The organism is Wolbachia endosymbiont (group A) of Cydia amplana, from assembly GCF_964028495.1.
Taxonomy (GTDB): domain Bacteria; phylum Pseudomonadota; class Alphaproteobacteria; order Rickettsiales; family Anaplasmataceae; genus Wolbachia; species Wolbachia pipientis.
The window spans coordinates 670,657-696,015 of the sequence record NZ_OZ034792.1; the positions used below are offsets into that span (position 1 = coordinate 670,657).

The 25,359-nt window shown below is 35.3% G+C and carries 28 protein-coding genes, 2 tRNA genes and 1 pseudogene; 19 read left to right on the forward strand and 12 right to left on the reverse strand.

Translation table 11 applies throughout. The features are described 5' to 3' along the window. Window positions 1–6 precede the first annotated feature (6 nt). The 4 genes from ABWU40_RS03260 to ABWU40_RS03275 form a co-directional block, all read right to left on the reverse strand. Window positions 7–114: a hypothetical protein gene (locus tag ABWU40_RS03260; RefSeq protein WP_141457135.1), complete on the reverse strand. Its 108-nt coding sequence runs from the start codon at window positions 112–114 to the stop codon at window positions 7–9. Between the two features lie 114 nt (window positions 115–228). Beyond that, window positions 229–393 carry an IS3 family transposase gene (locus tag ABWU40_RS03265; protein WP_081600771.1) on the reverse strand — a complete coding sequence of 55 codons (165 nt, stop codon included), beginning with the start codon at window positions 391–393 and terminating at the stop codon, window positions 229–231. Between the two features lie 238 nt (window positions 394–631). Next, window positions 632–973 carry an IS3 family transposase gene (locus tag ABWU40_RS03270; protein WP_095866567.1) on the reverse strand — a complete coding sequence of 114 codons (342 nt, stop codon included), beginning with the start codon at window positions 971–973 and terminating at the stop codon, window positions 632–634. Between the two features lie 21 nt (window positions 974–994). After that, window positions 995–1,279, reverse strand: coding sequence for a transposase (locus ABWU40_RS03275; RefSeq protein WP_041573518.1), 285 nt, complete (start codon window positions 1,277–1,279; stop codon window positions 995–997). Between the two features lie 198 nt (window positions 1,280–1,477). Between ABWU40_RS03275 and ABWU40_RS03280 the strand changes: the two genes are divergently transcribed. The 4 genes from ABWU40_RS03280 to ABWU40_RS03295 all read left to right on the forward strand — a co-directional run bounded on the left by ABWU40_RS03280 (window position 1,478) and on the right by ABWU40_RS03295 (window position 3,932). Beyond that, window positions 1,478–1,663: a hypothetical protein gene (locus ABWU40_RS03280; RefSeq protein ID WP_006280029.1), complete on the forward strand. Its 186-nt coding sequence runs from the start codon at window positions 1,478–1,480 to the stop codon at window positions 1,661–1,663. After that, window positions 1,644–1,985, forward strand: a complete 342-nt coding sequence (locus tag ABWU40_RS03285) for a hypothetical protein (protein ID WP_041573517.1) — start codon at window positions 1,644–1,646, stop codon at window positions 1,983–1,985. Before ABWU40_RS03280 ends, ABWU40_RS03285 begins: the two co-directional genes overlap by 20 nt. 39 nt (window positions 1,986–2,024) lie before the next feature. After that, window positions 2,025–2,666, forward strand: coding sequence for a fructose-6-phosphate aldolase (gene fsa, locus ABWU40_RS03290; protein WP_015589064.1), 642 nt, complete (start codon window positions 2,025–2,027; stop codon window positions 2,664–2,666). A 336-nt stretch (window positions 2,667–3,002) separates the two neighbouring features. Further along, window positions 3,003–3,932, forward strand: a complete 930-nt coding sequence (locus tag ABWU40_RS03295; RefSeq protein WP_174516903.1) for an ankyrin repeat domain-containing protein — start codon at window positions 3,003–3,005, stop codon at window positions 3,930–3,932. Window positions 3,933–3,935: 3 nt separating this feature from the next. Here the strand turns inward: ABWU40_RS03295 and secA are convergent, their stop codons facing one another. Further along, window positions 3,936–6,596 carry a preprotein translocase subunit SecA gene (gene secA / locus ABWU40_RS03300; protein ID WP_141457138.1) on the reverse strand — a complete coding sequence of 887 codons (2,661 nt, stop codon included), beginning with the start codon at window positions 6,594–6,596 and terminating at the stop codon, window positions 3,936–3,938. Between the two features lie 219 nt (window positions 6,597–6,815). Here secA and ABWU40_RS03305 point away from each other — a divergent pair, with 219 nt between their 5' ends. Beyond that, entirely contained in the window at window positions 6,816–9,902 is a 3,087-nt protein-coding gene (locus ABWU40_RS03305) for a tetratricopeptide repeat protein (RefSeq protein ID WP_353279111.1), read from the forward strand. Continuing rightward, window positions 9,889–10,065, forward strand: a complete 177-nt coding sequence (locus ABWU40_RS03310; RefSeq protein ID WP_141457140.1) for a tetratricopeptide repeat protein — start codon at window positions 9,889–9,891, stop codon at window positions 10,063–10,065. Before ABWU40_RS03305 ends, ABWU40_RS03310 begins: the two co-directional genes overlap by 14 nt. A gap of 38 nt (window positions 10,066–10,103) precedes the next feature. On the opposite strand, the gene odhB is transcribed toward ABWU40_RS03310, so the two are convergent. Next, the gene (odhB, locus tag ABWU40_RS03315) at window positions 10,104–11,276 is read right to left on the reverse strand and encodes a 2-oxoglutarate dehydrogenase complex dihydrolipoyllysine-residue succinyltransferase (RefSeq protein WP_015589060.1); all 1,173 of its coding nucleotides are present in this window, start codon (window positions 11,274–11,276) and stop codon (window positions 10,104–10,106) included. A gap of 1,036 nt (window positions 11,277–12,312) precedes the next feature. Between odhB and hemC the strand changes: the two genes are divergently transcribed. The 3 genes from hemC to ABWU40_RS03330 all read left to right on the forward strand — a co-directional run bounded on the left by hemC (window position 12,313) and on the right by ABWU40_RS03330 (window position 14,357). Further along, window positions 12,313–13,191, forward strand: a complete 879-nt coding sequence (gene hemC / locus ABWU40_RS03320) for a hydroxymethylbilane synthase (protein ID WP_141457143.1) — start codon at window positions 12,313–12,315, stop codon at window positions 13,189–13,191. Next, window positions 13,182–14,069, forward strand: coding sequence for a UDP-N-acetylmuramate dehydrogenase (murB, locus tag ABWU40_RS03325; protein ID WP_141457145.1), 888 nt, complete (start codon window positions 13,182–13,184; stop codon window positions 14,067–14,069). The genes hemC and murB overlap by 10 nt, the downstream gene beginning before the upstream one ends. Window positions 14,070–14,165: 96 nt before the next feature. Then, window positions 14,166–14,357 (forward strand): hypothetical protein, encoded by a 192-nt coding sequence (locus ABWU40_RS03330; protein ID WP_070356842.1) that lies wholly within the window; start codon window positions 14,166–14,168, stop codon window positions 14,355–14,357. 114 nt (window positions 14,358–14,471) lie between these two features. Here the strand turns inward: ABWU40_RS03330 and ABWU40_RS03335 are convergent, their stop codons facing one another. The 4 genes from ABWU40_RS03335 to ABWU40_RS03350 form a co-directional block, all read right to left on the reverse strand. Further along, window positions 14,472–15,404: an Rpn family recombination-promoting nuclease/putative transposase gene (locus ABWU40_RS03335; RefSeq protein ID WP_141457147.1), complete on the reverse strand. Its 933-nt coding sequence runs from the start codon at window positions 15,402–15,404 to the stop codon at window positions 14,472–14,474. Between the two features lie 231 nt (window positions 15,405–15,635). Next, the gene (gene glmS / locus ABWU40_RS03340) at window positions 15,636–17,447 is read right to left on the reverse strand and encodes a glutamine--fructose-6-phosphate transaminase (isomerizing) (RefSeq protein WP_141457364.1); all 1,812 of its coding nucleotides are present in this window, start codon (window positions 17,445–17,447) and stop codon (window positions 15,636–15,638) included. Between the two features lie 80 nt (window positions 17,448–17,527). Then, a complete protein-coding gene (gene yajC / locus ABWU40_RS03345) occupies window positions 17,528–17,899 on the reverse strand; it encodes a preprotein translocase subunit YajC (RefSeq protein ID WP_015589055.1) in 372 nt (123 codons plus the stop codon). A gap of 129 nt (window positions 17,900–18,028) precedes the next feature. After that, a tRNA-Asp gene (locus ABWU40_RS03350) sits at window positions 18,029–18,105 on the reverse strand. 191 nt (window positions 18,106–18,296) lie between these two features. On the opposite strand from ABWU40_RS03350, the gene rpsB reads away from it, so the two are divergent. From rpsB to ABWU40_RS03385, 7 genes are read left to right on the forward strand one after another with little or no spacing between them, the layout of a single operon-like run. Then, window positions 18,297–19,145 carry a 30S ribosomal protein S2 gene (rpsB, locus tag ABWU40_RS03355; RefSeq protein WP_015589054.1) on the forward strand — a complete coding sequence of 283 codons (849 nt, stop codon included), beginning with the start codon at window positions 18,297–18,299 and terminating at the stop codon, window positions 19,143–19,145. Then, window positions 19,126–19,986: a translation elongation factor Ts gene (tsf, locus tag ABWU40_RS03360; protein ID WP_015589053.1), complete on the forward strand. Its 861-nt coding sequence runs from the start codon at window positions 19,126–19,128 to the stop codon at window positions 19,984–19,986. Before rpsB ends, tsf begins: the two co-directional genes overlap by 20 nt. A gap of 10 nt (window positions 19,987–19,996) precedes the next feature. After that, window positions 19,997–20,740, forward strand: a complete 744-nt coding sequence (gene pyrH, locus ABWU40_RS03365; protein ID WP_015589052.1) for a UMP kinase — start codon at window positions 19,997–19,999, stop codon at window positions 20,738–20,740. Window positions 20,741–20,747: 7 nt separating this feature from the next. After that, window positions 20,748–21,305, forward strand: a complete 558-nt coding sequence (frr, locus tag ABWU40_RS03370) for a ribosome recycling factor (RefSeq protein ID WP_007549203.1) — start codon at window positions 20,748–20,750, stop codon at window positions 21,303–21,305. A gap of 5 nt (window positions 21,306–21,310) precedes the next feature. Further along, the gene (locus ABWU40_RS06315; RefSeq protein WP_039964055.1) at window positions 21,311–21,574 is read left to right on the forward strand and encodes a hypothetical protein; all 264 of its coding nucleotides are present in this window, start codon (window positions 21,311–21,313) and stop codon (window positions 21,572–21,574) included. A gap of 6 nt (window positions 21,575–21,580) precedes the next feature. Continuing rightward, on the forward strand, window positions 21,581–22,276 hold the full coding sequence (uppS, locus tag ABWU40_RS03380; RefSeq protein WP_015589050.1) for a polyprenyl diphosphate synthase: 696 nt from the start codon (window positions 21,581–21,583) through the stop codon (window positions 22,274–22,276). Beyond that, window positions 22,266–22,892: a phosphatidate cytidylyltransferase gene (locus tag ABWU40_RS03385; RefSeq protein WP_015589049.1), complete on the forward strand. Its 627-nt coding sequence runs from the start codon at window positions 22,266–22,268 to the stop codon at window positions 22,890–22,892. Before uppS ends, ABWU40_RS03385 begins: the two co-directional genes overlap by 11 nt. A gap of 16 nt (window positions 22,893–22,908) precedes the next feature. On the opposite strand, the gene ABWU40_RS03390 is transcribed toward ABWU40_RS03385, so the two are convergent. Then, window positions 22,909–23,100 (reverse strand): zinc-finger domain-containing protein, encoded by a 192-nt coding sequence (locus ABWU40_RS03390; RefSeq protein WP_006279326.1) that lies wholly within the window; start codon window positions 23,098–23,100, stop codon window positions 22,909–22,911. 68 nt (window positions 23,101–23,168) lie between these two features. Continuing rightward, entirely contained in the window at window positions 23,169–23,675 is a 507-nt protein-coding gene (gene coaD, locus ABWU40_RS03395; protein ID WP_015589048.1) for a pantetheine-phosphate adenylyltransferase, read from the reverse strand. A 79-nt stretch (window positions 23,676–23,754) separates the two neighbouring features. Between coaD and ABWU40_RS03400 the strand changes: the two genes are divergently transcribed. From ABWU40_RS03400 to ABWU40_RS03410, 3 genes and pseudogenes are all read left to right on the forward strand, one after another. Beyond that, window positions 23,755–23,827: transfer RNA gene (locus ABWU40_RS03400), tRNA-Phe, on the forward strand. 218 nt (window positions 23,828–24,045) lie between these two features. Then, complete coding sequence (locus tag ABWU40_RS03405) at window positions 24,046–24,909, forward strand: gamma-glutamyl-gamma-aminobutyrate hydrolase family protein (RefSeq protein ID WP_015589047.1); 864 nt, start codon at window positions 24,046–24,048, stop codon at window positions 24,907–24,909. 221 nt (window positions 24,910–25,130) lie between these two features. After that, window positions 25,131–25,338 (forward strand): annotated as a pseudogene (locus tag ABWU40_RS03410) (IS4 family transposase); the annotation flags it as partial. Window positions 25,339–25,359: the final 21 nt, after the last annotated feature.

A 25,359-nucleotide genomic window follows, 5' to 3' on the forward strand; every position in this document is an offset into this window, starting at 1 on the left:
GAAACTTCATATAGACTTTTGGAGAAAGGTTACAAATTCCTCCTCGGTTAAAATTTTAATACCCAGCTTTTTAGCCTTTTCGAGCTTTGACCCAGGTTTTTCGCCGACAACCAAGAAGTCCGTTTTAGGCGATACACTTGAATGACCTTACCCAGAAAAAGTGGAGAGAAAGTTTGGAATGTTTTTTACAAAAAGAATGATGCATCAAATTGTTCTGGAATGCAATAGTTAATAGTGACGTTGTTTGTTATAAAAAATTTCTATGTATTCAAATATTGCAGTTCTAGTTTGTTGAGCAGAGTGTTGTGAAGTATCAATAAGTATTTCTCTTTTCAATGAGCTAAAGAAGCTTTCCACAACAGAATTGTTGTAACAACAACCTTTATGACTCATCTATGTTTTTTATGGATAAGAGATATTGATAACCTTGCGAAGTATATTGTGAACCTTGATCACTATGTAATAGTAGATTTTTGGCAGGTTTACGCTTGTTAACGTCCATTAATAAAGAGTCCATAACCAATTGTTTATTTATTGAACTGCTCATTAACTACCATGCGTGAATATAGATCGATTATTGTTGCCAAATATAGCCATCCTTCTTTGGTTTTTATATAAGTAATCCCATACTTTATTTGGTTGATCGACAATAAAGTTTTGGTCTAATATATTGGGAGCTACTGTCCGTTTGTTGTTTCTTAATTTTAAATTTTCTTCTCAATATAGCCTGAATACCATTTTTCTGCATAATACTTTGCACTGTTTTTAAGTTGCAACTTTTACCCAAAGCCTTTAATTCAGCATGAATTTTAGGAGCTCCATATCTACATTTAGAAGCTTGATATATTTTTTGAATATCTGCTAATAACTCTTTATTTGCTGATTCTCTACTGCTTATTTTCCTTGTAGTCCACTTATAGTAGCCACTAGCAGAAAACCCTACATAATTCCTGCACTTTATAGTGTTTACTATGCTCTTTTATGAAAAAATATTTTACTCTTTTTGACTGGCCAGGGCTTTTTTTAAAATGTCTCTTTCTCTTGTTACTTTTGCTAACTCTTTCTGTAAATCAAATCTCTCTTTGTCATAAGGTGCTACATCTGGAAATGCATTTGCCGCTGACTTTTTTTCGTTATATTTCTTCATCCATTTTCCTAATACACTATCCCTTATTCCTAGATCTCTTGCTACTTTTGCAACTGGTTGACCTACCTTTCTTTGTTCATTTGCCAGCTTAACAGCTTCCAATTTGAATTCTGCCGTATATTCTCTTACCATTTCTAATCCTCCAAAATTTTATTTTACCCGAAAAAACTCTTTTCTTTCTCTCCACTTTTTCTGGGTAAGGTCAAAGGCGGGCCCAGTAATGCTAGAAGTCAAACCAAAAAAAAGCAACAGCCGGCGAACTCACTCTATTTATAGTACAGATGAAGAGAATTGGATTTATATACCAGTGCCGAAAATAGTTGACAAAGATTGTGTATACTTATTACAATTGTTTGGGTACCAGAAGTTTTTACGGCAACAAAGTATGCACTAACTATAAGTAAGGAAGACTTTAAGCAGGCAATAAAAAAAATGAAGGAACGTTTAAAAGAGATTAAAGGAGAGAAGAAAAAGGTAAAAGGGAATACGGCAGAAAATGAATCTTATTACAAATAGCATAAAGGGCTTTTATTCTAGTGTTAAATCGGACCTAGATTGGCAAGCCAAACGTAGTCTTATTAGGACATTAGTAAAAGAAGTCAACATTGATCTTGATAAAGTAGATGTAGTATTTAAGATCAAAGAACTTGAAAACCCCGCCCAGAATGGACAAAATCAAAAGATGGTACATTGTCTAAGGGGTCTGGGCACTGGGATGACATCTTTTTTCTTGGTACAAATTACTCTTATGTCTCAATATTTGTACAGTTGTGTTATCGGCTGTTTGATGTTTACAACGCAGGAAGTTCATACGGTTGTAAGTCAAGCGGTAGGATGACAAGATTTTGCAAGGGTATTTTTTTTATAGGAGATTAACATGGAAATTTTTCTTGATAGCGTTGATTTAAATGAAATTAAAGGACTAAAGGAGTTCATTGACGGCATAACAACTAATCCTTCTTTAATAGCAAAGTCCGGGCGTAAAGATAAATACGAGGATTTAGTGCGTGAAATATGCTCTATTATAAAAGGGCCTGTTAGTGTTGAAGTTGTTGCAGATAGCCATGAAGAGATGATCACAGAAGGTCTGAATTTAGCAAAAATTGCTGATAATGTTGTGATCAAATTACCTCTTACACATGAAGGATTAATTTCTTGTAAAAAGTTATGGACAGAGCATAAAATACCTGTTAACATCACATTATGTTTTTCTCCTGGACAAGCACTGCTTGCCGCTAAGGTCGGTGCTTGTTTTATTTCCCCCTTTGTTGGTCGCCTTGATGATATAAGCTATGATGGCTTATCGCTAATAGAAGATATATGTACTATATATTCTAATTACGGTTTTGATACTAAAGTTCTTGTTGCATCAGTGAGAAGCCCAGCGCATGTAATAGAAGCTGCAAGGTTTGGTGCTGATTCAATTACTGTGCCAGCAAAAGTACTTAGACAATTAATTAATCACCCACTTACTGACCAAGGGCTAGCAATATTTGAAAAAGACTGGGGTGTAAAATAATAAACGGTTACAAATGAACATAAAAATTGGCGTATCCGTTCAGGCAATGGCGTCAACTTAAGAGCCTTCATTAGCAAACTCTCCTAAAGACATGATGGCGTTTGCTACCTTATTGCGGCTGCCCTGGTCGAATCTTAACTTTATAGCTAACCCAAGAAAGGTTTCCCTACATCATACCGCCGAGGCGCTAACGAGTAGCGGAATGACGAATTTGTTGTTTTTCAAATTGTAGGTAAACCTAAAGCTATAGAAAAAAAGAAGAACCAGTTTCTTAGTTTTTCATTGACATAATCCACTCCATATGCCATAATAAAATTTTATATCTTGGAGAAGGAAATGACATTAAGGTTAATACTACAAGAAGTCAACAGTAGTCCAGATCTGAGTAAGGAAAATTTAATTGATAGAATTAAAGATAAGCTGCAGCAGGAAAATCAACTTATATATGATGAGTGGAAAAAAAACGAATTTGATATAAATTACACGTTTATAGTGCTCAAGTGCAATTTATTACTTATAGCAGCTGAAAATGGCTATGAAAAAGTAGTAAGATACTTAACAAAAAACGGAGCTAATGTTAATGTACAAGATGAATGGGAAAAAACCTCCTTACATTATTCTGCTCAGCATGGGCATGCACAAGTAGTAGAAGTTTTGCTAGAAGAAGGAGCAGACGTTAATGCACAAAATGAAGATAAAGGGACTCCTTTGCATTATGCTGCTTATAGTGGTCATATAGAAGTAGTAAAACATCTTATAAAAAAAGAGGCAGATGTTAATGTAGTGGACAGATATGGAAGAAGTCCTTTACATTATGCTGCTGAGAATGGATACACACAAGTAGTAGAAGTTTTGCTAGAAGAGGGAGCAGACGTTAATGCACAAGATAAAGACGGAAGAACTCCTTTATATTATGCTGTTTATTACACTCATGGTGAACATCCAAGACTAAATTATCAACATCCAAAAGTAGCGAAACTTCTGCTAAATTATGGTGCAGATCCATCATTTATTCATAGACCTAAAGCTATAACAGCAGGAATTACTGTAGGTATATTAGCTGCCATTGTTGCTCCATTAGCACTCATTTATGCTACTGCATTACCTGCACTAGCAATAGTTGTAATTACTGTGGCATCTGCACTGATCGTTGGTGGAATTTCCTATGGGGTTGCATATAAGTCATCAGAGCATTCATTAAACAGTAAGCTAAGTGAGGTTAGCTGCAGTAATGTTGATGGAAATAAACAAACTGTACAACCATAATTATTAATTCACCACAGTAACCGCGCCGTGGCAGTGTTTGTACTTCTTTCCAGAATTACAAGGGCACTTGTCGTTTCTTGAGACTTTGGGAAGTCTGCTATTTCTAGCAGAATGTAACCTATTGCCTATCTCTTGGTTATCTGCCAACTTAAAGTGCGCTAGGCGGTGAATGGTGAGTTCCTTCCATTTTTCAAGCATTGACTCAAACATCAAGAAAGCTTCGCGTTTAAATTCATTCAGTGGATCTTTCTGCCCCATGGCACGTAGGCTTATGCTTTGTCTTAGGCTCTCTAGAACTGAAAGGTGTTCCCTCCATAAATGATCAAGTGTCATTATCATCATTTGCTTCACGATCGTATTCCACAAATCTGTAGTGTGCTGACTGTTGAAATATTTTTCTTTCTCAGTAAAAAATTCTTGTATCTTATCATTTATATAATCCAAAACTTCTTGTTTGTTTAAAAACTTTGCTAAATCTTCTTTATCAAGCGTTATTCCATACCTTGTATGGAATTCTTTGACTATATCTTCAATATAATCCTCATAATAGCCACTTTGGACTATACCTTCTATTACGCTCTCATTTACTTCGCTATATACTTCAAGTAAATCATTAATTTCGTTGCCTAAGATATTGTTTCTCTGCTTAAAAATAACTTTACGTTGGTTGTTGATTACGTCATCAAACTTAAGTAGAGATTTCCGCACGTCATAGTTTCTAGCTTCAACTTTCTTTTGTGCTTTCTCGAGTGCCTTATTGATCCATGGATGATGAATAGCTTCGTTATTCTTTAGCCCTACTTTTTGTAAAAAACTTCTCATTCTATCAGAGCCAAATATTCTCATTAGGTCATCTTCGAGCGATAAAAAGAACTTAGAAAGTCCAGGATCCCCCTGACGACCAGAACGTCCGCGTAATTGATCATCTATTCTCCTGCTTTCATGTCTTTCGGTTCCAACCACACATAAACCACCAGCTTTTATAGCAATTTCCTTATCTTTTTTTACTCTTTCAACTATTTCTTGGTATTTTTTTTCTCTTTCATCAGCATTTTTTATCTTCTTTAGCTCCACCTTTGCAATCATTTCAGCATTTCCACCAAGCTGAATATCAGTTCCACGTCCTGCCATGTTAGTTGCTATGGTGACACTGCCTGGCACTCCAGCTTGTGCTATTATGTACGCCTCTTGTTCATGATAACGAGCGTTTAATACGGAATGCTTAAGAGAATGGCTTTGCAAAAGCGCAGAAAGCTTCTCAGAGTTTTCGATGCTTACCGTGCCGACAAGGACCGGTTGAAGGCGTTTATGGCATTCTTCTATGAACTTTAACACAGCATTAAATTTTTCTTTTCCTGTGCCATAAATTTCATCATCAATATCAACTCTTTTTACAGATACATTGGTTGGAATTTTTACTACATTTAATCTGTATATATCACTAAACTCTTCTGCCTCTGTTGCTGCTGTTCCAGTCATTCCGGAAAGTTTATTGTACATACGAAAGTAATTCTGAAATGTGACCGATGCTAAAGTTTGGTTTTCATGCTGAATTTCAAGATTCTCCTTCGCTTCAAGTGCCTGATGAAGACCATCGGAATATCTCCTGCCCTCCATCATACGCCCAGTAAATTCATCAATAATCACTACCTTGCCATCCTTTACTATATAATCTTTATCAGCAGTAAACAGCTTATGTGCACGTAATGCTTGGTCTATATAATGAGTCATTATCATGCTGTCAGTATCATAGAGCGAGGAATTTTCAGGAATGAGATTGTATGACCTTAGTAGTTCCTCCACTCGTGAAATACCATCTTCAGTCAAGAATACCGTTCTACCTTTTTCATCTACTTCATAATCGGAGTCAACTAATTTGGTTACTATTTTATTGATATGCTTATATATCTGATTGTTTTCCTCAACCGGGCCAGAAATAATAAGCGGAGTGCGAGCTTCATCAATGAGTATTGAGTCCACTTCATCAACTATTCCGTAGTGAAAGCCTCTCTGAACCATGTCTTCTTGAGAAAATTTCATATTGTCTCGCAGGTAATCAAAGGCAAGCTCGTTATTTGTGGAATACACGATATCTGCACTGTAAGCCTCTTTCCTCTCTTCGTCTGTCAAGTTATTCGTAATAAACGCAACAGAAACCCCAAGAGAATTATATAATTTGCTCATCCACTCTGTGTCTCGTTTTGCAAGATAATCGTTAACAGTTACGACGTGCACGCCTTTCCCTTCTAAAGAATTAAGGTATGCAGCTAAAGTTGCAACGAGTGTCTTTCCCTCTCCTGTTTTCATTTCTGATATCATGCCATTGTGGAGCACCATTCCACCAATCAGTTGAACATCAAAGTGCCTCATGTTAAGAAATCTTCGAGAGGCTTCACGCACAACTGCAAATGCAGGTACGAGAAGATCATTTAACGTTTTCCCATTTTTCAATTCTCGATTGAATTCTTCAGTTTTACCAGCAAGCTCCTCATCAGATAAGCTCTGCATTTCTGTTTCTAATGCATTTATTTGCTGAACAATTTTCCTAAAGGATTTTATTATCTTCTTATTTGTTGACCCAAATATCTTTCTTATAAAAAAGAATGACAACGTAAAAATGAAAAATATAAGAATGGCTGTCAAAATTAGCGGAGAATCTAGCATAAACTTAAGTAAAGTCTTATTTAATATGAGATTATATTACTAAATGCAGCCTACAGCAATTACATATTAGATTTGGGGAGTCTTTATGCTTAAGACAGCAAACAAAATTGACCCTGTTCGGCACTGTTATTACAATGTTAAAGAATCTGTTGCATTATCTTAGGCACTTGGTGACTTTAATTTTTTATAGAAAGAAGTTATTCGTAGGTTTAGTAGGGTATGAATGTAGAAAACAAACAGTCTGAAGTACTTAGTAATCGTACATTTAAGAAGAGAGATGGCACATCAACAGGTGATCATGGTCGCAAGTATGAAGTAAAATTATTAATGCTGTATCTACTTCATGGGTTAAGTAGTAAAATTGACTTTTGGTTAGCATCAAACATAGAAGGTTTTGGAGCCTTTGATGATATTTTTTTTGAGTATAAAGATCAGAAGAACAAATCGAGAATTATCTTGGTTCAAGCTAAGCACTGCAATACACATCGCTCTTCGAAGAATATTACTTTTGAAGATTTGTTTATTGATGGAAATGATAGAAAGCAACAGAAAGAAGATTTCGGGTTAAACAAATATTTTGAATCTCATCCTGAGATTAAGCAAAACCCTGAGTGTAAGAACAGTGATATTACGCTTGTCATTCATACTAATGTCAATGTGAACCTAAAAAAAGGTACAGAGAAGCAAGGAAGCGTAGAAACATTAGAGAAGTATCTGGAAGAGTCAAAGTTAACAAATTATAACACTTTAAATATTTATGAAGGTCAAAAAGGAACGTGCTACAAAATAAAAAATCATACTGAACTGAAAAAATACTTCAGTTGTGGTAGTGACGATGAAATAGAAGATTTTTTACTTAGAATAAGGTTTGTAGTTGATCAACCTAATCATTCAAAATTAGATGATATTATTAAGAAAGAAATAGGGAATATATACAAAATATCAGGGGAAGAAGATATTGATACAGTTTTTGTCCGTGTATATGATAAGGTAGGGAAATGGTGGGCACAACAGGGTAGCAAAGTTTCTTATCTAACAAGAAAAGACGATTATTTTAGGGAAGTTATAGAACATCTTTATAGTCTCAAACCTAGAGAAGATCTATTTGAACGGTGGAACATTCCACCTAAAATAGCTAGTGGAAATTTCATTGAACGAGAATATCTCAATGAAGAAATAGTAAATCATCTAAAGACAAAAAATGAGCCAGTTATATTAACTGCTTTGTACGGGTTAGGTGGAGTAGGTAAAACACAGTCAGTGCTAGATTTTATTCAAAAACATGGGAAAGAATACAAGGCAATATGTTGGTTTAATGCAAAAGATGAAGATCAACTACTCAGTGAATATGTTAATTTAGGAAGAAAATTAAATATTATTCACGATGAAGACAACATTTCTATTGCACAGCGAGCTTATTATGTGAAAAACTGGCTAGAAGATTCTAAACGTGAAGGCTGGTTGTTGATTTATGATAATGTATCAAATTATGAAGTCATTTCTAAGCTCAGACCTACAAAAGGCGGCAAAATAATAGTTACGTCTCGTAATACTGAATGGCCACAAGGGAGTATAGGTGTAGACGTTTTTACTCCCCCAGAATCAGAATTATATGTTAAGAAAATTCTAGGCCAGGTTTCAGAAAGCGATAGGCCAAATATAGGTATATTGGCAGAAAAGTTAGGTAGATTACCTTTGGCATTAGCTCAGGCTTGCGCTTACATCAAAGAAAACAAAATGACTATCTCACGTTACTTAGAAATTTATGCAGAAAGGAAGCTTTATTTATTATCTCATAAAACACTACCTAAGGATTCTAACCATGAGCCTGTGTTTATTACTTGGGATATTACAATGGACGCAATTCGTAATGAGTCTAAACTAGCAAGCAAGTTGTTAGTAGCTTGTGCATATTTAGACAATGATATTCCTAAAGATTTGTTAAGAATATTTCCTGAGATTGTAGAGAACAATTCTGAAGAAAAACCTTTTGAAGAAGTATTAGGTATATTATTGAGATATTCGATGCTAGTGTCCAATGAGCAGAGTAGTAGTGTTTCTATTCACTGTTTAGTACAAGATGTAATTAGGCTAAAGTCAAAGGAAAGTGGAAAAATTAAAAAAGATATAAAAACCGTTTTTCAATTATTAAAAGAAAGCTTCCCTGACGACAGTGATAAATTAGAAGATTATGCTAAGAAGCGACAATTATTGCCGCACTTAGAAGCGTTTTTATCACATATAGATAATTGGCTAGCAAAAAATCCTTCAGAAAAACAAACAATAGAAAAGGATTATCTTGTGTATTTGTTAATATGGATGAACGATGGATACCATGACTTGGGTAATCCCAGAAGACAAAAGGAGCTGCTTGAACAGGCTTTATCTATCTTTAAGAAATATTATGGGCCTTATAATTTTCAAGTTGCTATAGCGCTGGCAAATCTAGGTATCGCTTATGGGGATCTGGGTAATCATAGGAGACAAAAGGAGTTACTTAAACAGGCTTTACCTATTCTTGAGAAACATTATGGCTCTGACCATTTCCAGGTTGCTATTATACTGACAAACCTAAGCAACGCTTATGGGGGTCTGGGTAACCCTCAGAAAGCAAAAGAGTTACTTGAACAGGCTTTAGCAATTCAAGAGAAACATTATGGCTCCGATCATTTCCAAGTTGCTATCACATTGACAAACCTAAGTAACGCTCATGGAGATTTAGGCAATCTTCAGAAAGCAAAAGAGTTGCTTGAACGGGCTTTAGCAATTCAAGAAAAACATTATGGACCTGATCATTTCGAAGTTGCTAGAACATTAGTGAGCTTCGGTACCACTTATAGGACTTTAGGTGATCCTCAGAAAGCAAAAGAGTTACTTGAACAGGCTTTAGCAATTCAAGAGAAACATTATGGCTCCGATCATTTCCAAGTTGCTATCACATTGACAAACCTAAGTAACGCTCATGGAGATTTAGGCAATCTTCAGAAAGCAAAAGAGTTGCTTGAACGGGCTTTAGCAATTCAAGAGAAACATTATGAGCCTAACCATTTTACAGTTGCTATAATACTAAAAAACCTAGGCGGAACTTATGGAGACTTAGGTGATTCTCAAAAAGCTAAAGAGTTGTTTGAACGGGCTTTACCTATTTTTGAGAAACATTACGGTCCTGATCATCTTGAAGTTGCTAAACTATTGGCAAACCTAAGTATTACCTATGGGGATTTAGGTAACCCTCAGAAAGCAAAGGAGTTGCTTGAGCAGGCCTCATTTATTCTTGAGAAGCATCATGTCCATGATTACTTCTAAAGTTGTTGAACTATGGGAAATTCTAGGCCCCGCTTATGGTGCTCTAGGTAACCATAAGAAACAAAAGGAGTTGTTTGCACGGGCTTCATCCATCTTTAAGAAACATTATGGCCCTGATCATCCGGAAGTTGCTAAACTGCTGGCAGAACTAGATGACATTTAGGTTTTTAGCAATACTGGATTAACAACAATTCATTTGAGCTACACTTCCAAAACTAATCTATTTGGATCTTCTATATAATTTTTTATTTTAACGAGGAAAGTAACTGCTCCTTTGCCGTCAACTATTCTGTGATCGTAAGAGAGGGCAATGTACATCATAGGTCTAATCTCAATTGAGTTGCCCATGGCAACTGGCCTGTTTTGTATTGAATGCATTCCAAGTATTCCAGATTGCGGAGGGTTTATTATCGGAGTAGAAAGGAGCGAACCATATACTCCGCCATTTGAAATGGTAAATGTTGCACCTTCCATTTCTGATACTTGTAATTTACCTTCTCGTGCTTTTTTGCCAAGAGCAACTAAAGTCAACTCAATTTCTGCAAATGACATCTGATCGGCACCCCGAATAACTGGTACAACAAGACCTTTATCGGTGCCAACAGCAACACCTACGTCATAGTAATGTTTATATATGATTTCATCGCCTGAGATTTCAGCGTTAATTTCAGCAATTTCTTTCAATGCTTGCACCGCTGCCTTTATAAAAAACGACATAAAACCAAGTTTTATTCCATATTTTTTTTCAAAGGCGTCCTTATATTTTGCTCTTAGATCCATGACATTCTTCATGTCAATTTCATTGAACGTGGTCAGTATTGCAGCAGTATTTTGCGATGCTTTCAAACGAGCGGCAATTACTTGTCTTATTTTGCTCATTTTTACTCGTTCCTCTCTTTGCTCTCCACTTACTACACTTTTTGGCAATTCATATTGTTTTATTGCAGGTTGTTCAGCTTTGTTCATATGGCCTATCACATCTGCTTTTGTTATTCTGCCTCCCATGCCAGTTCCTTTGACGCTTTCTGCACTGATTGCATTTTCTTCCATAATTTTACGAGCTGATGGAGCATCTTTTTTAGCAGCACTTTCGCTTTTATCTTCTTTTCTCGCTTCCTCTTTTACTTCTCCCACGGAAAGCTTCGCTAACAATTGATCAGGGCTTATTACATCATCTTCCTTTACAAGAAATTCAGTTATTTGCCCCGAAGCTTCTGCAGTTAATTCGAGTGCTGTTTTGTCAGTTTCAATTTCAAAGATCAAGTCATCTACTTTTACTGCTTCTCCAATACCCTTCTTTATTTTTACTATACCTTCTGTAACTGATTCACCACCAAGAGTTTTTGGTGCTCTGATTTCTATAATTTTGCTCATAAAACAACTTCCGTATAAAACTTTCTATAGATTTATACATGAAAAGAGACATGTAATAAACTAATAAATTCATTGAGGCTCTTATCATTTAGAAGTGGACCACAACTCCCAAATGTCATTCCAGCGCAGCCATAAAAATTCCTTGACAAACTCCGCCAGCCCCCTTATCATGAAACTGAAGCTATTTATTTATCTTCTCTGTACAGATTAAATGACAAAAAAACTCACGTATCTGGCGTCTCATGTTTAATTTTTTGCACTATGTGCACTCTATGTCTTTATCAAATTTCTGGGTTTTTACCTACACAAGCTGAAATACGCTTATAAAGCATTTAAAACATTAAAAAACGCCAACTTAAAAAATGGATAGTGAATAACTAGCTACCCTAGGGTTTCTTTTGCCTTTTTTTCTGTTTAGTAAATTTCTTAATGTTTATAATTTAGATTAGTTGCGGTTTAAAAGCAGCTGAATCGCGGTTATTAAGTGTTTAGAATAAAAAAACGCCATACTTGAAAGTATAATGTAAGTAATTAGCCAACCACGGGGCTTCTTTTGCTTTTTTTTTCGTTTGGTAAATTTCTTAATATTTATGGCTAAACGACAATCGTCATCCCGCTACTTGTTAGCGGGATCTCTTGTTAGCGGCTGAGATACCGCGAATGAATCGCGGTATGACGGTTCGCGACAGCATGACGATAACCTCGTCATCCCGCTACGTGTTAGCGGGATCTAGAGATACCGCGAATGAATCGCGGTATGACGGTTCGCGGCGGTATGACGATAAGGTTTATACCTTGTCATGCAAGTACTAGAATCCAGTAAGCTTATTTATGCATGTAAAAGGCTATTATTTTGTAAAGTCAAAGTTGCTTTTGGTTTTAAGTTAAAGTACAATAAATGCAAAGGCTCATATAAACTGGATCCAAGTACTTGAATGACATCAGAGAGAGGGTAACCGAGGTTCATGCGATACACGCTACCAAAGTGTTTAAATAATTAATTAGGTTAAGGTTTGGTATTCAAACAGTCGTACACATGCCAGTCAAAATAGGTACCAGAGGAAGCAAGCTTGCAGTTGCCCAGGCTTTGGAAGCAAAACAAAAGTTGCTGGATTCTTTTCCTAACTTATCTATTGAAATTGTTAAAATAAAAACTTCTGGAGATAAGTATGCAAACGCAAATCTTGCTGAAATAGGAGGCAAAGGATTATTCATTAAAGAAATTGAGACTGAATTGCTCGAAAATAATATAGACATGGCAGTTCATTCGCTAAAAGATATGTCTGCGTTTTTCTCAGGGGGTTTAACAATTCCTTGTGTTTTAGAAAGGCTAAGTTCATGCGATGCGTTTATTTCTCATAAACACAATAGCCTTGAGTCTTTGCCACAGCAGGCTACTATTGCCACTTCTTCAATAAGAAGAAAAGTTCAGTTATTAAATGTTAGACCAGATTTAAATATAGTACCGCTACGTGGAAATGTAACAACCAGATTGCAAAATCAAAGTTTTGATGGAATAATTCTAGCTGAAGCAGGACTCATAAGATTAGAAAAACATCACTTGATTACAGAGGTATTGCCACCAAAAGTTATGTTAAGTGCAGTGGGGCAGGGGGCGGTTTGTATTCAATGTAGAAGGAATGATGTAAAAATTATCAATCTTTTAGAGAAAATTAATAATAATATGTCTTTTATAGGAGTGAAATCAGAGCGCAGTTTTATGAAGACAGTGAATGGTTCATGTTTTACACCACTTGCAGCTTTGGCTGAATATGTGAGCGAAAATATGCTACACCTTCGTTGTATGTTAGCAAGTGGAAAAAATATATACTTCACTGAGCGCACTTCATTTATAGAAGATGCGGAGAAAATGGGTATGGATGCAGGATTAGAGTTGAAATCAAAATGCTTATAAGCTTACCTAAAGTACGTGGAATCTATCGTTATGATGTCTTAATGTCTAAAGCGACGTGGTTAAATGTTGGTGGACGAGCTGATGTATTATTTAAACCATGTGATATTGAAGATTTAACATACTTGATTAAAAATACTGAACTGCCAGTTAGCGTTATTGGTGCAACATCCAACATAATAGTGCGAGATAGTGGCATTCGAGGAATAACAGTAAAATTAGGTAAGGAGTTTGCATATATTAAAAGTAAGGGTAACAACTCTATTGTAGCTGGGGGAGCTGTGCTGCTCAGCAACCTTGCTCACTTTGCGGGAAATCAGCAGATTAGTGGGTTGGAGTTTCTAGTTGGAATTCCAGGAACAGTTGGTGGCGGAATAGAAATGAATGCAGGTGCATATGGTAGTGATATCGCAAGTGTTGTACAATCCATAAAAGCAGTGAATCTAGAGGATGGAAACCTATATGAGTTCTCCAGCGAAGAAATGGGGTATTTTTACCGTGGACATAGCCTAAAAGGAAATTGGATTTTTGTTGAAGCTGAGTTTAAAGGAATAAACTCAGAGTATGAGCTTATACTGCAAAGGTTAAAGGAAGTTATTGAGAGGAAAAATAAAAGCCAGCCAATAAGAGGAAAAACTGCTGGGTGCATATTCAAAAATCCAAAAAACTACCGAGCATGGGAGTTAATTGATAAATCTGGCTGCCTAGGGTTAAATATTGGTGGAGCTAGAATCTCTAAGAAACACTGTAACTTCTTGCTCAATTACGATAATGCAACTGCATCTGACTTGGAAAACCTTGGCAACAAAGTAAAAGATGCAGTAAAGGATAAATTTAATGTTGAACTTGAGTGGGAAATAAGGGTTTTGGGTAGCTATTAGATAGTTTTTATAGCTTATGTATATTCGTTCAGGAGAACGGCAAATAAGGTAAACAAGTAATCTAAAAAAATAATCATAGAGAAACCGTGAGGTAATGTGGTTAATCTTGTAGAACTTTGCAAGAATCTAGAGAGAAAAATAGCAAAGTTATACCAATTCTCATTATTAGTGAATCAAATAAGCGATATTGTAGAGTTATTTAATTGTGGAGTGAGAAAGAAAGGCAATAGTATGGCTTTTTTTCCATTGTTATCTATCCGTTTATTGTGCAGTGGGAATTGGTATTAGCTGAACGGACACTATTGTTATACTATATCTTATATACAATTGTGCAATATGGACAATGGCAACAAATTTACTAGCGAAATTCAGTGATTTATGATTGATAATTAAAGTTCTTAATTAGTAACCGTTCACACTTAATTCTTCAATCTCACTAATAGAAAGGCCAGTAAATTTGACAATAGTGTTGACATCAACATTGTTAGCCAGCATTGCTTTTGCGACTTCGATTTTTCCTTCGATTTTTCCTTCAATTTTCCCTTCCTCTTTACCGATTTTGATGCCTCTTTCTTCGCCAATTTGGATGCCTTTTTCAGTAGCAAGGTCAAGTCTGTATTCAAGAATGGCTTCTTCTTTCCGTAGATCCATTATTCTTTCTTCATAAGCTACTAAATCTTTTTCATTCCAGCTAAACCTGTCTAATTCATCGTAGGCTAACTTTATTATTGGTGCTTTTTCTGCTATTTTCCTTAAGTCTTCTTCCGTAGTTTCATCTGCATATTTGAAGAAAAATAACCAACGATCCACTATGCTTTCTAGCTGTTCTTCCTTATTCTTAGGAAATTTAGGTAGTTCAATAAATACAAATTGAAAATCTTTTAAGTCATGCTCATTGGTTTTCTCATCTCTTATAGTGTGGCTGGATATATAATCAAGCTTATCAGGAAATAAATTACAATTAGAGATAGCAATAAAGAAAACCTTCTTTAAATCAATGTACTTACCAGATTTATCAGCTTGCCTTGAGTAAGCCTTAGCAGCATATAGTTGAGCTCGTTTTTCGAAGCCTTTATCGCGAGTAAGCTGCATTTCAATCACATACCTGGCCCCACTAGAATCCCTGCAAAGAACATCAACTATACTTTGTTTATCAGATGCAATTTCAGGATCCATTATAGTACTGAGGAATTCCACTTCTTGTATAGTATTTATCTCAGTAAACCCTAAAATATCATTCAAAAAATGTATGAGAATATTCTTATTTTTTTCAGTGCCAAAGATTCTTTTAAAGGTTAAATCCAGCTTAGGGTCGAGAAACTTAGATAAAGCCATAGCCAAAGTGCTTAAAAATATTAATAATTATACACTATTATTAACAATTATTCAACCATATTTTTGAAGATAGCTATAGCTATGCCGCCGCGAACCGTCATACCGCCGCGGTATCTCGGCATAGATTCCGCTAACTAGTAGCGGAATGACGATTGTGTATCGTGTTTTGCTAAAAATCACAGAATGCAGTCTGGTTACCTTATTAGAAGTTTAGCTTTAACTTTAAATGGACTACTCAACCGTGACAGACTTAGCTAAATTTCTTGGACAATCTGCATCTAACCCTTTTTTTGCTGCAGTAAAGTAAGCAAGGAATTGCATAGCAACACTGTAGATGATTGGAGAGATAAAATTATCAGTGTCTGGAAGTTGCACCACATCTGCGCAAACTCCCCTTAGGAATGGCGCTCCTTGTTTATCACTGAAGGCAATTACTTTGCCTTTTCTTGCAATAATCTCTTGTATATTAGATAGCGTTTTAAAGAATAAATCATCATAAGGGATAATTGCTATAACAAGCACAGTAGAGTCTATTAAAGCAATAGAACCATGCTTCATTTCTCCCGCTGCAATACCAGTTGTATTGATATATGAAAGCTCTTTTATTTTCAATGCGCCTTCCATTGCAACTCCGTATGAACTTCCTCTGCCGATTAAAATAACGTTATTGTGTTCTAATATACTGCCCGATATATGTTGTATTTTCATCACATTCAAAACGTGCTCAACATACTCGGGAATAGAATTGATAGCACTGCTTAGCTGTTTTATTCTCTCTCCACCCAGTATACCTTTTATTTTTCCAAGCTCCACGGCAAAGCATGCTAAAGTTGCAAGTTGCGCAGAAAAGGTTTTTGTTGAAGCAACACCAATTTCTGGCCCAGCAAGAGTATGTAACACAATATCTGAGATCTTTTCAATGCTGCTGCTAAATGTATTAGTTATACTTATGATTGTTTGCTTCTGTGATTTCGCATAACGCAGCGCTTCTATGGTATCTGCAGTTTCGCCAGATTGAGAGATAAATAACCCAATGCTGCCTTCTTCCAGCTTGACGTTGCTATACCTAAATTCTGATGAGATTTCTAGATATACTCGAACTTGAGCGACATTTTCCAGCCAATACTTTGCTATTAGCCCAGCAAAATAAGATGACCCGCATCCAACTATAGTAATGTGATTCAGTTCAGAGAATAATTTTTTGTTGACCTCTTTATATTGCTTGTAAAATTGGTTTATTGTTTTGTTTAATGCACAAGGTTGCTCAAAAATCTCTTTTAACATGAAGCTAGGGTAACCATTTTTGCTAATTAGAAAATCACTTGGACTACTATTTTCTATACTGCGTTTAACTTGTGTACCATTGTTGTATATACTAACTCCACTAGATTTTATCACTGCAATGTCATCATCTTCCAAATGCGATATTTTTTCCACAAATGCACTTAAAGCATTAGAGTCAGATGCAGCAAACACTGTGTTACAGTTATAGCCTATTGCTAAAGGCAAATTTCTCTTCGCAACAAATAAGGCGTCTGGATATTCTGCAAATAATAAGACCAAGGCAAATGAGCCGTGTAGGTTGTTTAAACACTTAAATAGAGAATCAACTGGCGACAATCCTTCATCAAGATATAAGGTTAGCATGTTTGGTATGATCTCTGTGTCAGTGTCAGTATGGAATGGCATTCCCCTTTCTTCTAGACCCTTTTTTAGCAGATTGTAATTCTCAATTATGCCGTTATGAGCAACAACAACATTATTTGTACGAATGGGATGAGCATTTTTAAGGCCTGGAACTCCATGTGTAGCCCAGCGAGTATGTGCTATACCAACTGTACTGTGAGACATCTTGCTGTCATCAACAACTTCACATAACCTTTCGACTTTACCTTCTGATTTTTTGACTTCTATCTTACCTTCGTTATTTATGATTGCTATACCTGAGGAATCATATCCCCTATATTCCAATTTTTGTAACCCAGTTAGTAAGGTTGGTATTACTGAATCACCGCTACTTACTACACCAAATATTCCGCACACAAATGGATCACCAAACAAACTTTTTTCTAAACATGTTAAGCATTTTTGCCTTTATTACTGGTTGATTTATATTCTTTTTATCATTCTTTCGATTTTACCTTTTTAATTGGTTTAGCTGCTACTTTTTGAGTTTCTTTGCTTAAAACCTCAGATATAGCGGACTTTAGAACTTTTATCTCAACTTTTGGTGCTATTTCTATTATAAATTGTGCATTTGCCTCATCAACTTTATTAACTTCACCTATTATTCCACCAGAAGTAATGACTGTATCACCACGTTTTATTTGATCTATCATCTTTCTATGTTCTTTTAGTTTTTTTTGTTGTGGGCGAATAATGAGAAAATAAAATACCACAAATATTAAAATCAATGGAGTAAAACTAGCAAAAGATGCGCCGATACTTGATGTATTGCTAGTTGCATCTGCTGCAAAAACTTCAGAAATGAGCATATTTAATCCTAATTGTTAATGATAAAAACAAACCTATTTAAGTATTAATTACAATACCATGCCATGTCAAGTTTGGTGGAAGCATTTCTCAATATCGGTTGCGAATTCTAAGTTATGCTAAAACTAATATGGCGGGAGTGATGAGACTTGAACTCACGACCTCATGCGTGACAGGCATGCGCTCTAACCAACTGAGCTACACCCCCCTAATTTCTTTTTAGCGTTTTCGGGCTTCAACTTTAAAGCTAATAAACATGTTGCCCTTTGTCAATATTTTTTGTTTGCGCTTTGCTGTCTTTTCTATTACTATGTAAATAATTTAATTTCACACATGGCTTGTACAAGTAGTCCCATTAGGGTTATGCCATGGAAGATAAACTATTTGGAGGAATGATATATGACAAATTTGCCTAAAGTCACTGTGCGTGATTTAGCTGAATCTGGTGTACATTTTGGTCACAAAATTAGTCGCTGGAACGCAAAAATGGCTCCATATATATATGGGGTACATCAAGAAAATCGTATACATATAATTGACTTGCGAAAAACATTACCATTGCTACAGGTGGCCATGAAGGCTTTATATGACGTTGCATTTCAAGGTGGTCGCATTCTATTTGTTGGTACAAAGTTTCAAGCTTTTGATATTATTGCAAGTGAAGCGATTCGTTGTGGTCAATATTATGTGAATCATCGTTGGCTTGGTGGTATGCTTACTAATTGGGGCACTGTTTCTTCTTCGATAAAAACCTTGATGCAATATGAGAAAATATTAAATGACGAGGATAGCATTTTAACAAAGAAAGAATTGGGAAACATTGAAAAGAAAAAGCAAAAGCTTGATAAGGCGCTTGGCGGTATTAGAGAAATGGGAGCAATTCCTGATATCTTATTCATCATTGATACTAATAAAGAGCATATAGCGGTTAAGGAGGCTAAGAAGTTAGGAATTCCAATAGTTGCAATACTTGATACTAATTCTGATCCAGATGGTATTACTTATCTAATACCTGGAAATGATGACTCAAGAAAATCAATAGAGCTCTATTGTAAATTAGCTACCGACTCTATATTAGCTGGAATAGAGTCTAGTCTAGCAAAATCTGGAGTTAAGATTGATGATATAAGGGGTGATGAGTTTATTCAAGAAAAAGAAGACGGTATTGTGCAAACTAAAAAGAGACGTAGTAAAGTTTACAAAGAAGAAGAAAGGGAGGTAGTAACAAATGAAGATGAATCCAGATGATATAAGAGAATTACGTGATAGAACAGGGCTTGGCTTAAGTGACTGTAAAAAAGCATTAGAAGAATGTGATGGTGACATTAAGAAAGCCGTTGATAAGTTACGTACAATAGGTCTTGCTAAAGCTGACAAAAAATCTGATAGAGTAGCTTCAGATGGACTCGTTGTTATGTGTTTGACTGAAAATTATGGTGCATTGGTTGAACTCAATTGCGAAACAGATTTTGTTGCAAGGAATGAGAAATTTATAGAGTTAGTTTCAAATTTAGCATCAATTGCTCATCAAGAACGCTGTACTAGCGTTGATGAGTTAAAAAATGCCAAGTATGAAAGCATTGGCACAGTGCAGGAAGCTATTATGAATGGTACGTCAGTTCTTGGTGAGAAGCTAGAGTTAAGCAAGCTTTGTTACTTAGAAGCTAAGGATGGAGTTATTGCTGGCTACGTACATGGTGATGTGTGTGGCTTAGGTAAGATTGGTGCTTTAATTGCATTGCAATCATCTGGTGATAAGGCGAAGCTACAAGAGATTGGGAAACAAATAGCTATGCATGTAGTTGCTATGAAGCCTGAAGCTTTGTCTATAGATGATTTAGATCAAATGAAGTTGAAAAATGAACGTTCTATAATTGAAGAGCAAGTGAGGGGCTTAAATAAACCTGAAGAAGTAGCAAAAAAAATAGTAGATGGACGAATGGCTAAGTACTATGAAGAAGTTGTTTTACTAGAACAAAAGTTCATAAAGGATGATAAAATGAAAGTTTCTGATTTTATAAAGTCAAGCGAGGTGAGTGCTATTAAATTATCTAATTACAAGTTACTTGTTTTGGGTGGTGCAAACTAAATGGTAAAAAATGTTTCCCTCAACAAATGAAAAAAGCGAAATAAAATATTCCAGAGTGTTATTTAAAATCTCTGGTGAAGCTTTAATGGGGTCACAGTCTTTTGGCTATGATATGGGAATAATAAGCCAATTATGCAAAGATATAGCTGATATTAACAGGCTTGGAGTTCAGGTATGTATTGTTGTTGGTGGTGGTAATATCTTTCGTGGCACATCTGCGTCTTTAAGTGGCTGTGAAAGAGCAAGTAGTGATTATATTGGAATGCTTGCAACTATAATCAATGCTTTAATTTTACAAAACTTTTTAGAAAAAAATTTAATAGCTTCTAGGGTATTATCTGCAATACCCATGGCCACTGTATGTGAACCTTACATAAGAAGGAAAGCTATTCGTCATTTAGAAAAAGGTAGAGTGGTAATTTTTGCAGCAGGCACAGGCAACCCATTTTTTACTACAGATACAGCTGCAGCCTTACGTGCTGTTGAAATGAATTGTGATGTTATTCTAAAGGGTACGCAAGTAAATGGTGTATACTCCGCTGATCCGAAAAAAAATGAGGATGCTGTAATGTATGATAGGCTTTCTTACACGGATTTATTGACTCGTGATTTAAAAGTTATGGATGCATCAGCAATTTCACTTGCTCGTGAGAATTCTATTCCAATTATAGTTTTTTCTTTGAAGGGAGAAAAAATAGTCAATATTATTAAGGGTCAAGGTACTTATACTATAGTTTCAGATTGTAAACATTAGGTAATTTATGTTAAATGAAATAAAAGCTAAAACAAAAGAAAGAATGCTAAAAACTATTCAGTCCTTTCATGATGATATTAAAGGCGTACGCACTGGTAGAGCTAGCGCATCGTTGCTTGATGGTATAGTTGTAAATATCTATGGTGGACATCAAAAGTTAAATCAGGTTGCAGGTGTTTCGGTTATAGATAACAAAACTCTATCAATTAAAATTTGGGATATTAATGTTGTCGGTGAAGTGAAAAATGCTATATTAAATGCCAACTTGAATTTAAATCCTGTTGTTGAGGGCAATACCATACGTATAGCTCTTCCGGACTTAACACAAGAAACCCGTGAAAAATTAGTGAAATTATTGCATCAGTTTGCTGAAAATGCACGGATTGCCATTAGAAATATACGTAGAGATATTATGGAAGAAACAGAAAAAATGAAGGAAAATAAAGAAATCTCAGAAGATGATTTTCATGGTGCTAAAAAGGAAATACAAAATATTACTGATAATAATATAAAAAAAATTGATGGTGAATTGTCCATCAAAGAAAAGGATATACTGAATCACTAAATGATATGGAGAAAGCTTACATAGCAAATGATGTCATTCCAGTGCTTGACACTGGAATCCAGTCTTTACTATACAACTATCTGATGCACTTGTTTGAAATCAAATTTCCTGGATCCCAGTGTCGGAGCACTGGGATGACACCAATTTTGCATTCAAGTATCAACTATTGGTGTCACTACAGTAACTCTCTTCCTGTCATGCAAGTAGCTGACACCTTCCAGGTGTCCATTGAAATCCAAAAAATTTCACTCAAGTCAAAATTAGGTTAAATTTAAATGTTGAATCAAGAATCTTTACCGAAACATTTAGCAATTATTATGGATGGTAATGGTAGATGGGCGAACAATCAAGGAAAGGTAAAAATTGATGGTTATAAAAAGGGCAGTGAAGTTGCATACGATATTGCCAAGTATTGTACGGACCTAACCATACCCTACTTAACTTTGTATGCATTCTCTATGGAGAATTGGCTTAGACCCAAAAACGAAACTGACTGTCTATTTGATTTATTTTACTCCGTTTTAACTAATGAAGATAAAGTCAATTTCATTTGCAACTGTAACATTAAGTTGAATTTTATTGGCAATTTAAGTCTGTTATCCAGTAAAATATTGGATCAAATTAAAAAAGCAGAAGAAATGACACATAAGAACGATGGTTTATTACTCACTGTGGCAGTCAGTTACGGAGCAAAGCAAGAAATTACACAAGCTATAAGCAATATTATAAAAGAAAATATTGCTTATGTATCAGAAGAGGAATTTGAAAAATTTCTGTATACTAAAGATTTGCCAAAATTGGATTTATTAATTCGCACTGGCGGCGAAAAAAGGTTAAGCAACTTTTTATTATGGCAAGCAGCTTATGCTGAATTGTATTTTTGTGATACTTTATGGCCTGATTTTTCTTGTCAAGATTTGAGTAAAGCATTAGAAGATTATACAAAAAGAGAGAAAAAATATGGTAGATAATAATTTTATAATTAGAATGTTGTCCTCAATAGTAATATTATTCATATTTTCCTTTGCTACATATTTCAGTGATTTATCGTTTTACCTATTGATTTTTTCAATAGCAGTTTTATCTTCTTTTGAATGGTATAATCTAACCCAAGGAAATAAAATTTTATACGTTTTTGCATTATTATTGATTGCACTACCAAGCGCCTCATTAATATATTTATATAATCTACCACAGGGAAAATACGCATTAGTATGGTTCGTCTTAACCATTTGGGGAATTGACGTTACTGCCTACCTATTTGGTAAGAATTTTGGTGGAGCTAAAATTTGCCCAATTCTTAGCCCTGGAAAAACTTGGACAGGACTTCTTGGTGCGATTTTAGCTGGAGTAGTGTGCACAATTTTTGGATCAATATTTTTTGGTCTATTTTCAATTTTTTATTCTCCAATCATTGGCCTTGCAATTGCTATTCTAGCGCAACTTGGCGATTTCACTGAGTCGCTTGTTAAAAGAGCTTACGGTGTTAAAGATAGTGGAAATATGATACCTGGCCATGGGGGAGTGCTCGACCGTATGGACAGTTTCATTTTTACTGCCCCTCTTATTGCTATTTACATAAGCTAAGTCTGCAGAAGTGCCATTAGAGTTCATCCCTAGTCAGCTCCCCAACCGCTTCTACAGTGCAGTCATGGACAAACGTCTTTTCACAATAAGGGCAGGCTATTTCCTCTTCTTCTCCCATATCTAAATATATTAATGGATGGCCAGAACCCTCATCATTCTCATCACCATGACAACAAACTTTTCTATTATTAACCCTCACTTTTGACATGCTGCTCCTTTAGCTTATAACATTTTATATATTGAATATACCCATTCAGAAATAAAAAACAACAAGCACTATTCTCCATTTTTTATCCTATTCAGGTTAATCAATTCGTTTTGAACGCCTTTTGATACAAATTTGCTAACATCTTCTCCTAATCTTGCTATTTCCTTTACAAAACTTGATGAGATAAATTGAGTATCTTCAGAAGCAGGAAGAAATATGGTTTCGATTTCAGGAAGAAGTTTATAATTTACCCAGCTCATTTGAAACTCGTAATCAAAATCCGATACTGCTCTTAATCCCCTAATAATAACAGAAGCATTCTGCTCTTTGGCAAACTTCACTAGCAACCCATTAAAAGATATAACATCTGCATCAATTCCTAGTCCTTTGATTTCATTTTCAGCCATGCTTGTGCGTAGCTTTGTGTCAAAGGCAGTATGCTTATTAACGTTTTCTGCAACTCCTATTATTAATTTATCGACTAGTTTACACGCTCTTTTGATTATGTCAATATGCCCAAAAGTTATAGGGTCAAATGTGCCAGGGTAGATTCCTATTTTGTCATTAATGTTCATCCTTTATTTTTATAAACTACTTTAAAAACTTTTGATAGACATAATAACATTTTTTATCTAAAAATAAAAGTATACAGTTGGCCTGATAGCTCAGTTGGTAGAGCAAAGGACTGAAAATCCTTGTGTCGCTGGTTCGATTCCTGCTCAGGCCACCTTCTCTTTCTTGGCAAACTTGCCTTTTTGTTATAAAATACTCTATATCGTAATATAAATATTAGGGAGGCAAGTCATAGTATATAAATATTATAATAAACTATTTAATATCTTATTAATTATAGTTCTATTATTAAGCAATATTACTTATGCTGGCGTTAGTGAAAAACCGGCATCTCAACATGTAACCAGAAAAGAAGAACCAGTGTCAACTGTCTTGACGGCAGAAAATACAGTAAATAATGACGTAGTTGTTGGTTTGTTGAAAACGGAAGAAGCACATGAACTTGGGCTATCTCAAAATATCTATGAGATGTTTAATAACTTTGGGGTTAAGACTGTACTGATTGATTATAATAAGATAATTAGCCTTAAAAAAATTCAGACAGAGTCACTTAATCTCGCAAAACAAGATGAAACATTGGCAAAGAAGCTAACATTAGACCGAATAAAAGTTGAAGTTGCAAAGTTTGTTAAAGAGCACAAAATAAATAGAATATTTATTCCGGATAATTTACACTCAGCACCCACTCCTTGTCGCCAGCTTGTTACTGAAGCAATTGTAAAAATAGTGGATGATAACCCTGTAATTCATTTGCTTGGCATATGTGAAGGCATAATGAATGCAAAGGGAATTGAAGTAGTGAGTGTTGTGAGTGATGAAGAGAAACGAAGATCTCATTTAAAATCAGCACCTAATCCACAGAAAGAGGATGTACCTCTCCAGCAGATAAAGATCGTTCCAAATAGTCGTTTAGCAGAAGTAGTAGCCAAATTCCTAATACCTAATGAAAATGGCTGGTTTTCAACATATTTTCCAGATGCTCATTCAGGAGCAGTAAGTAATACACCAGAAAATAGAAGAAAATTGGAGTCACTTGGATATAAAGTTGCAGCATTTTCCAGTGAGGGGGTAATAGAGGCTATTGAAGATAAGCATGGTAATGTTCACTTTCAAAGTCATCCAGAAGCCCTTGTTGTGAAGTCAGATAAAAACCTCTATTTATCAAATCACAAGGAACGTCAAGTGTCTACACTAGTTGCTATAGCGATTATGAATGATTTTCTTTATCGTGCTTAATGGCTATAGCTTTAGGCTTACCGACGATTTGATAAACGATAGATTTGTCATGTATCCGTTCAGGCAATGGCGTCAACTTAAGGAAAAATATCAGCGATAGTGTATAAAATTTCTCTCCAAATTTTTTATCATTAAATTATCCAAAGAGTGCAAGGGACAGCACTTTTGTTTCTGTTTTATTTCAACAAAGAAGTCTAAAATGTGTCCTTTTTAGGTGAAATATGCAAAAAGGAAAAAACCTTATTCTACAAATTAAAAATATAATATACTCGAAAACTTTTCAGAAAATCCATTGTGTTGAGTTTTACACGAACAAGAAAACTTCCTTTTTCGACAGTATTTTCTATGATTTTAAAGTTAGTTAAAAAAAGTTTGGGAATAGAATGTGAACTTATGGAGCCATTGACATGTGACCTTACCCAGAAAAAGTGGAGAGAAAGTTTGGAATGT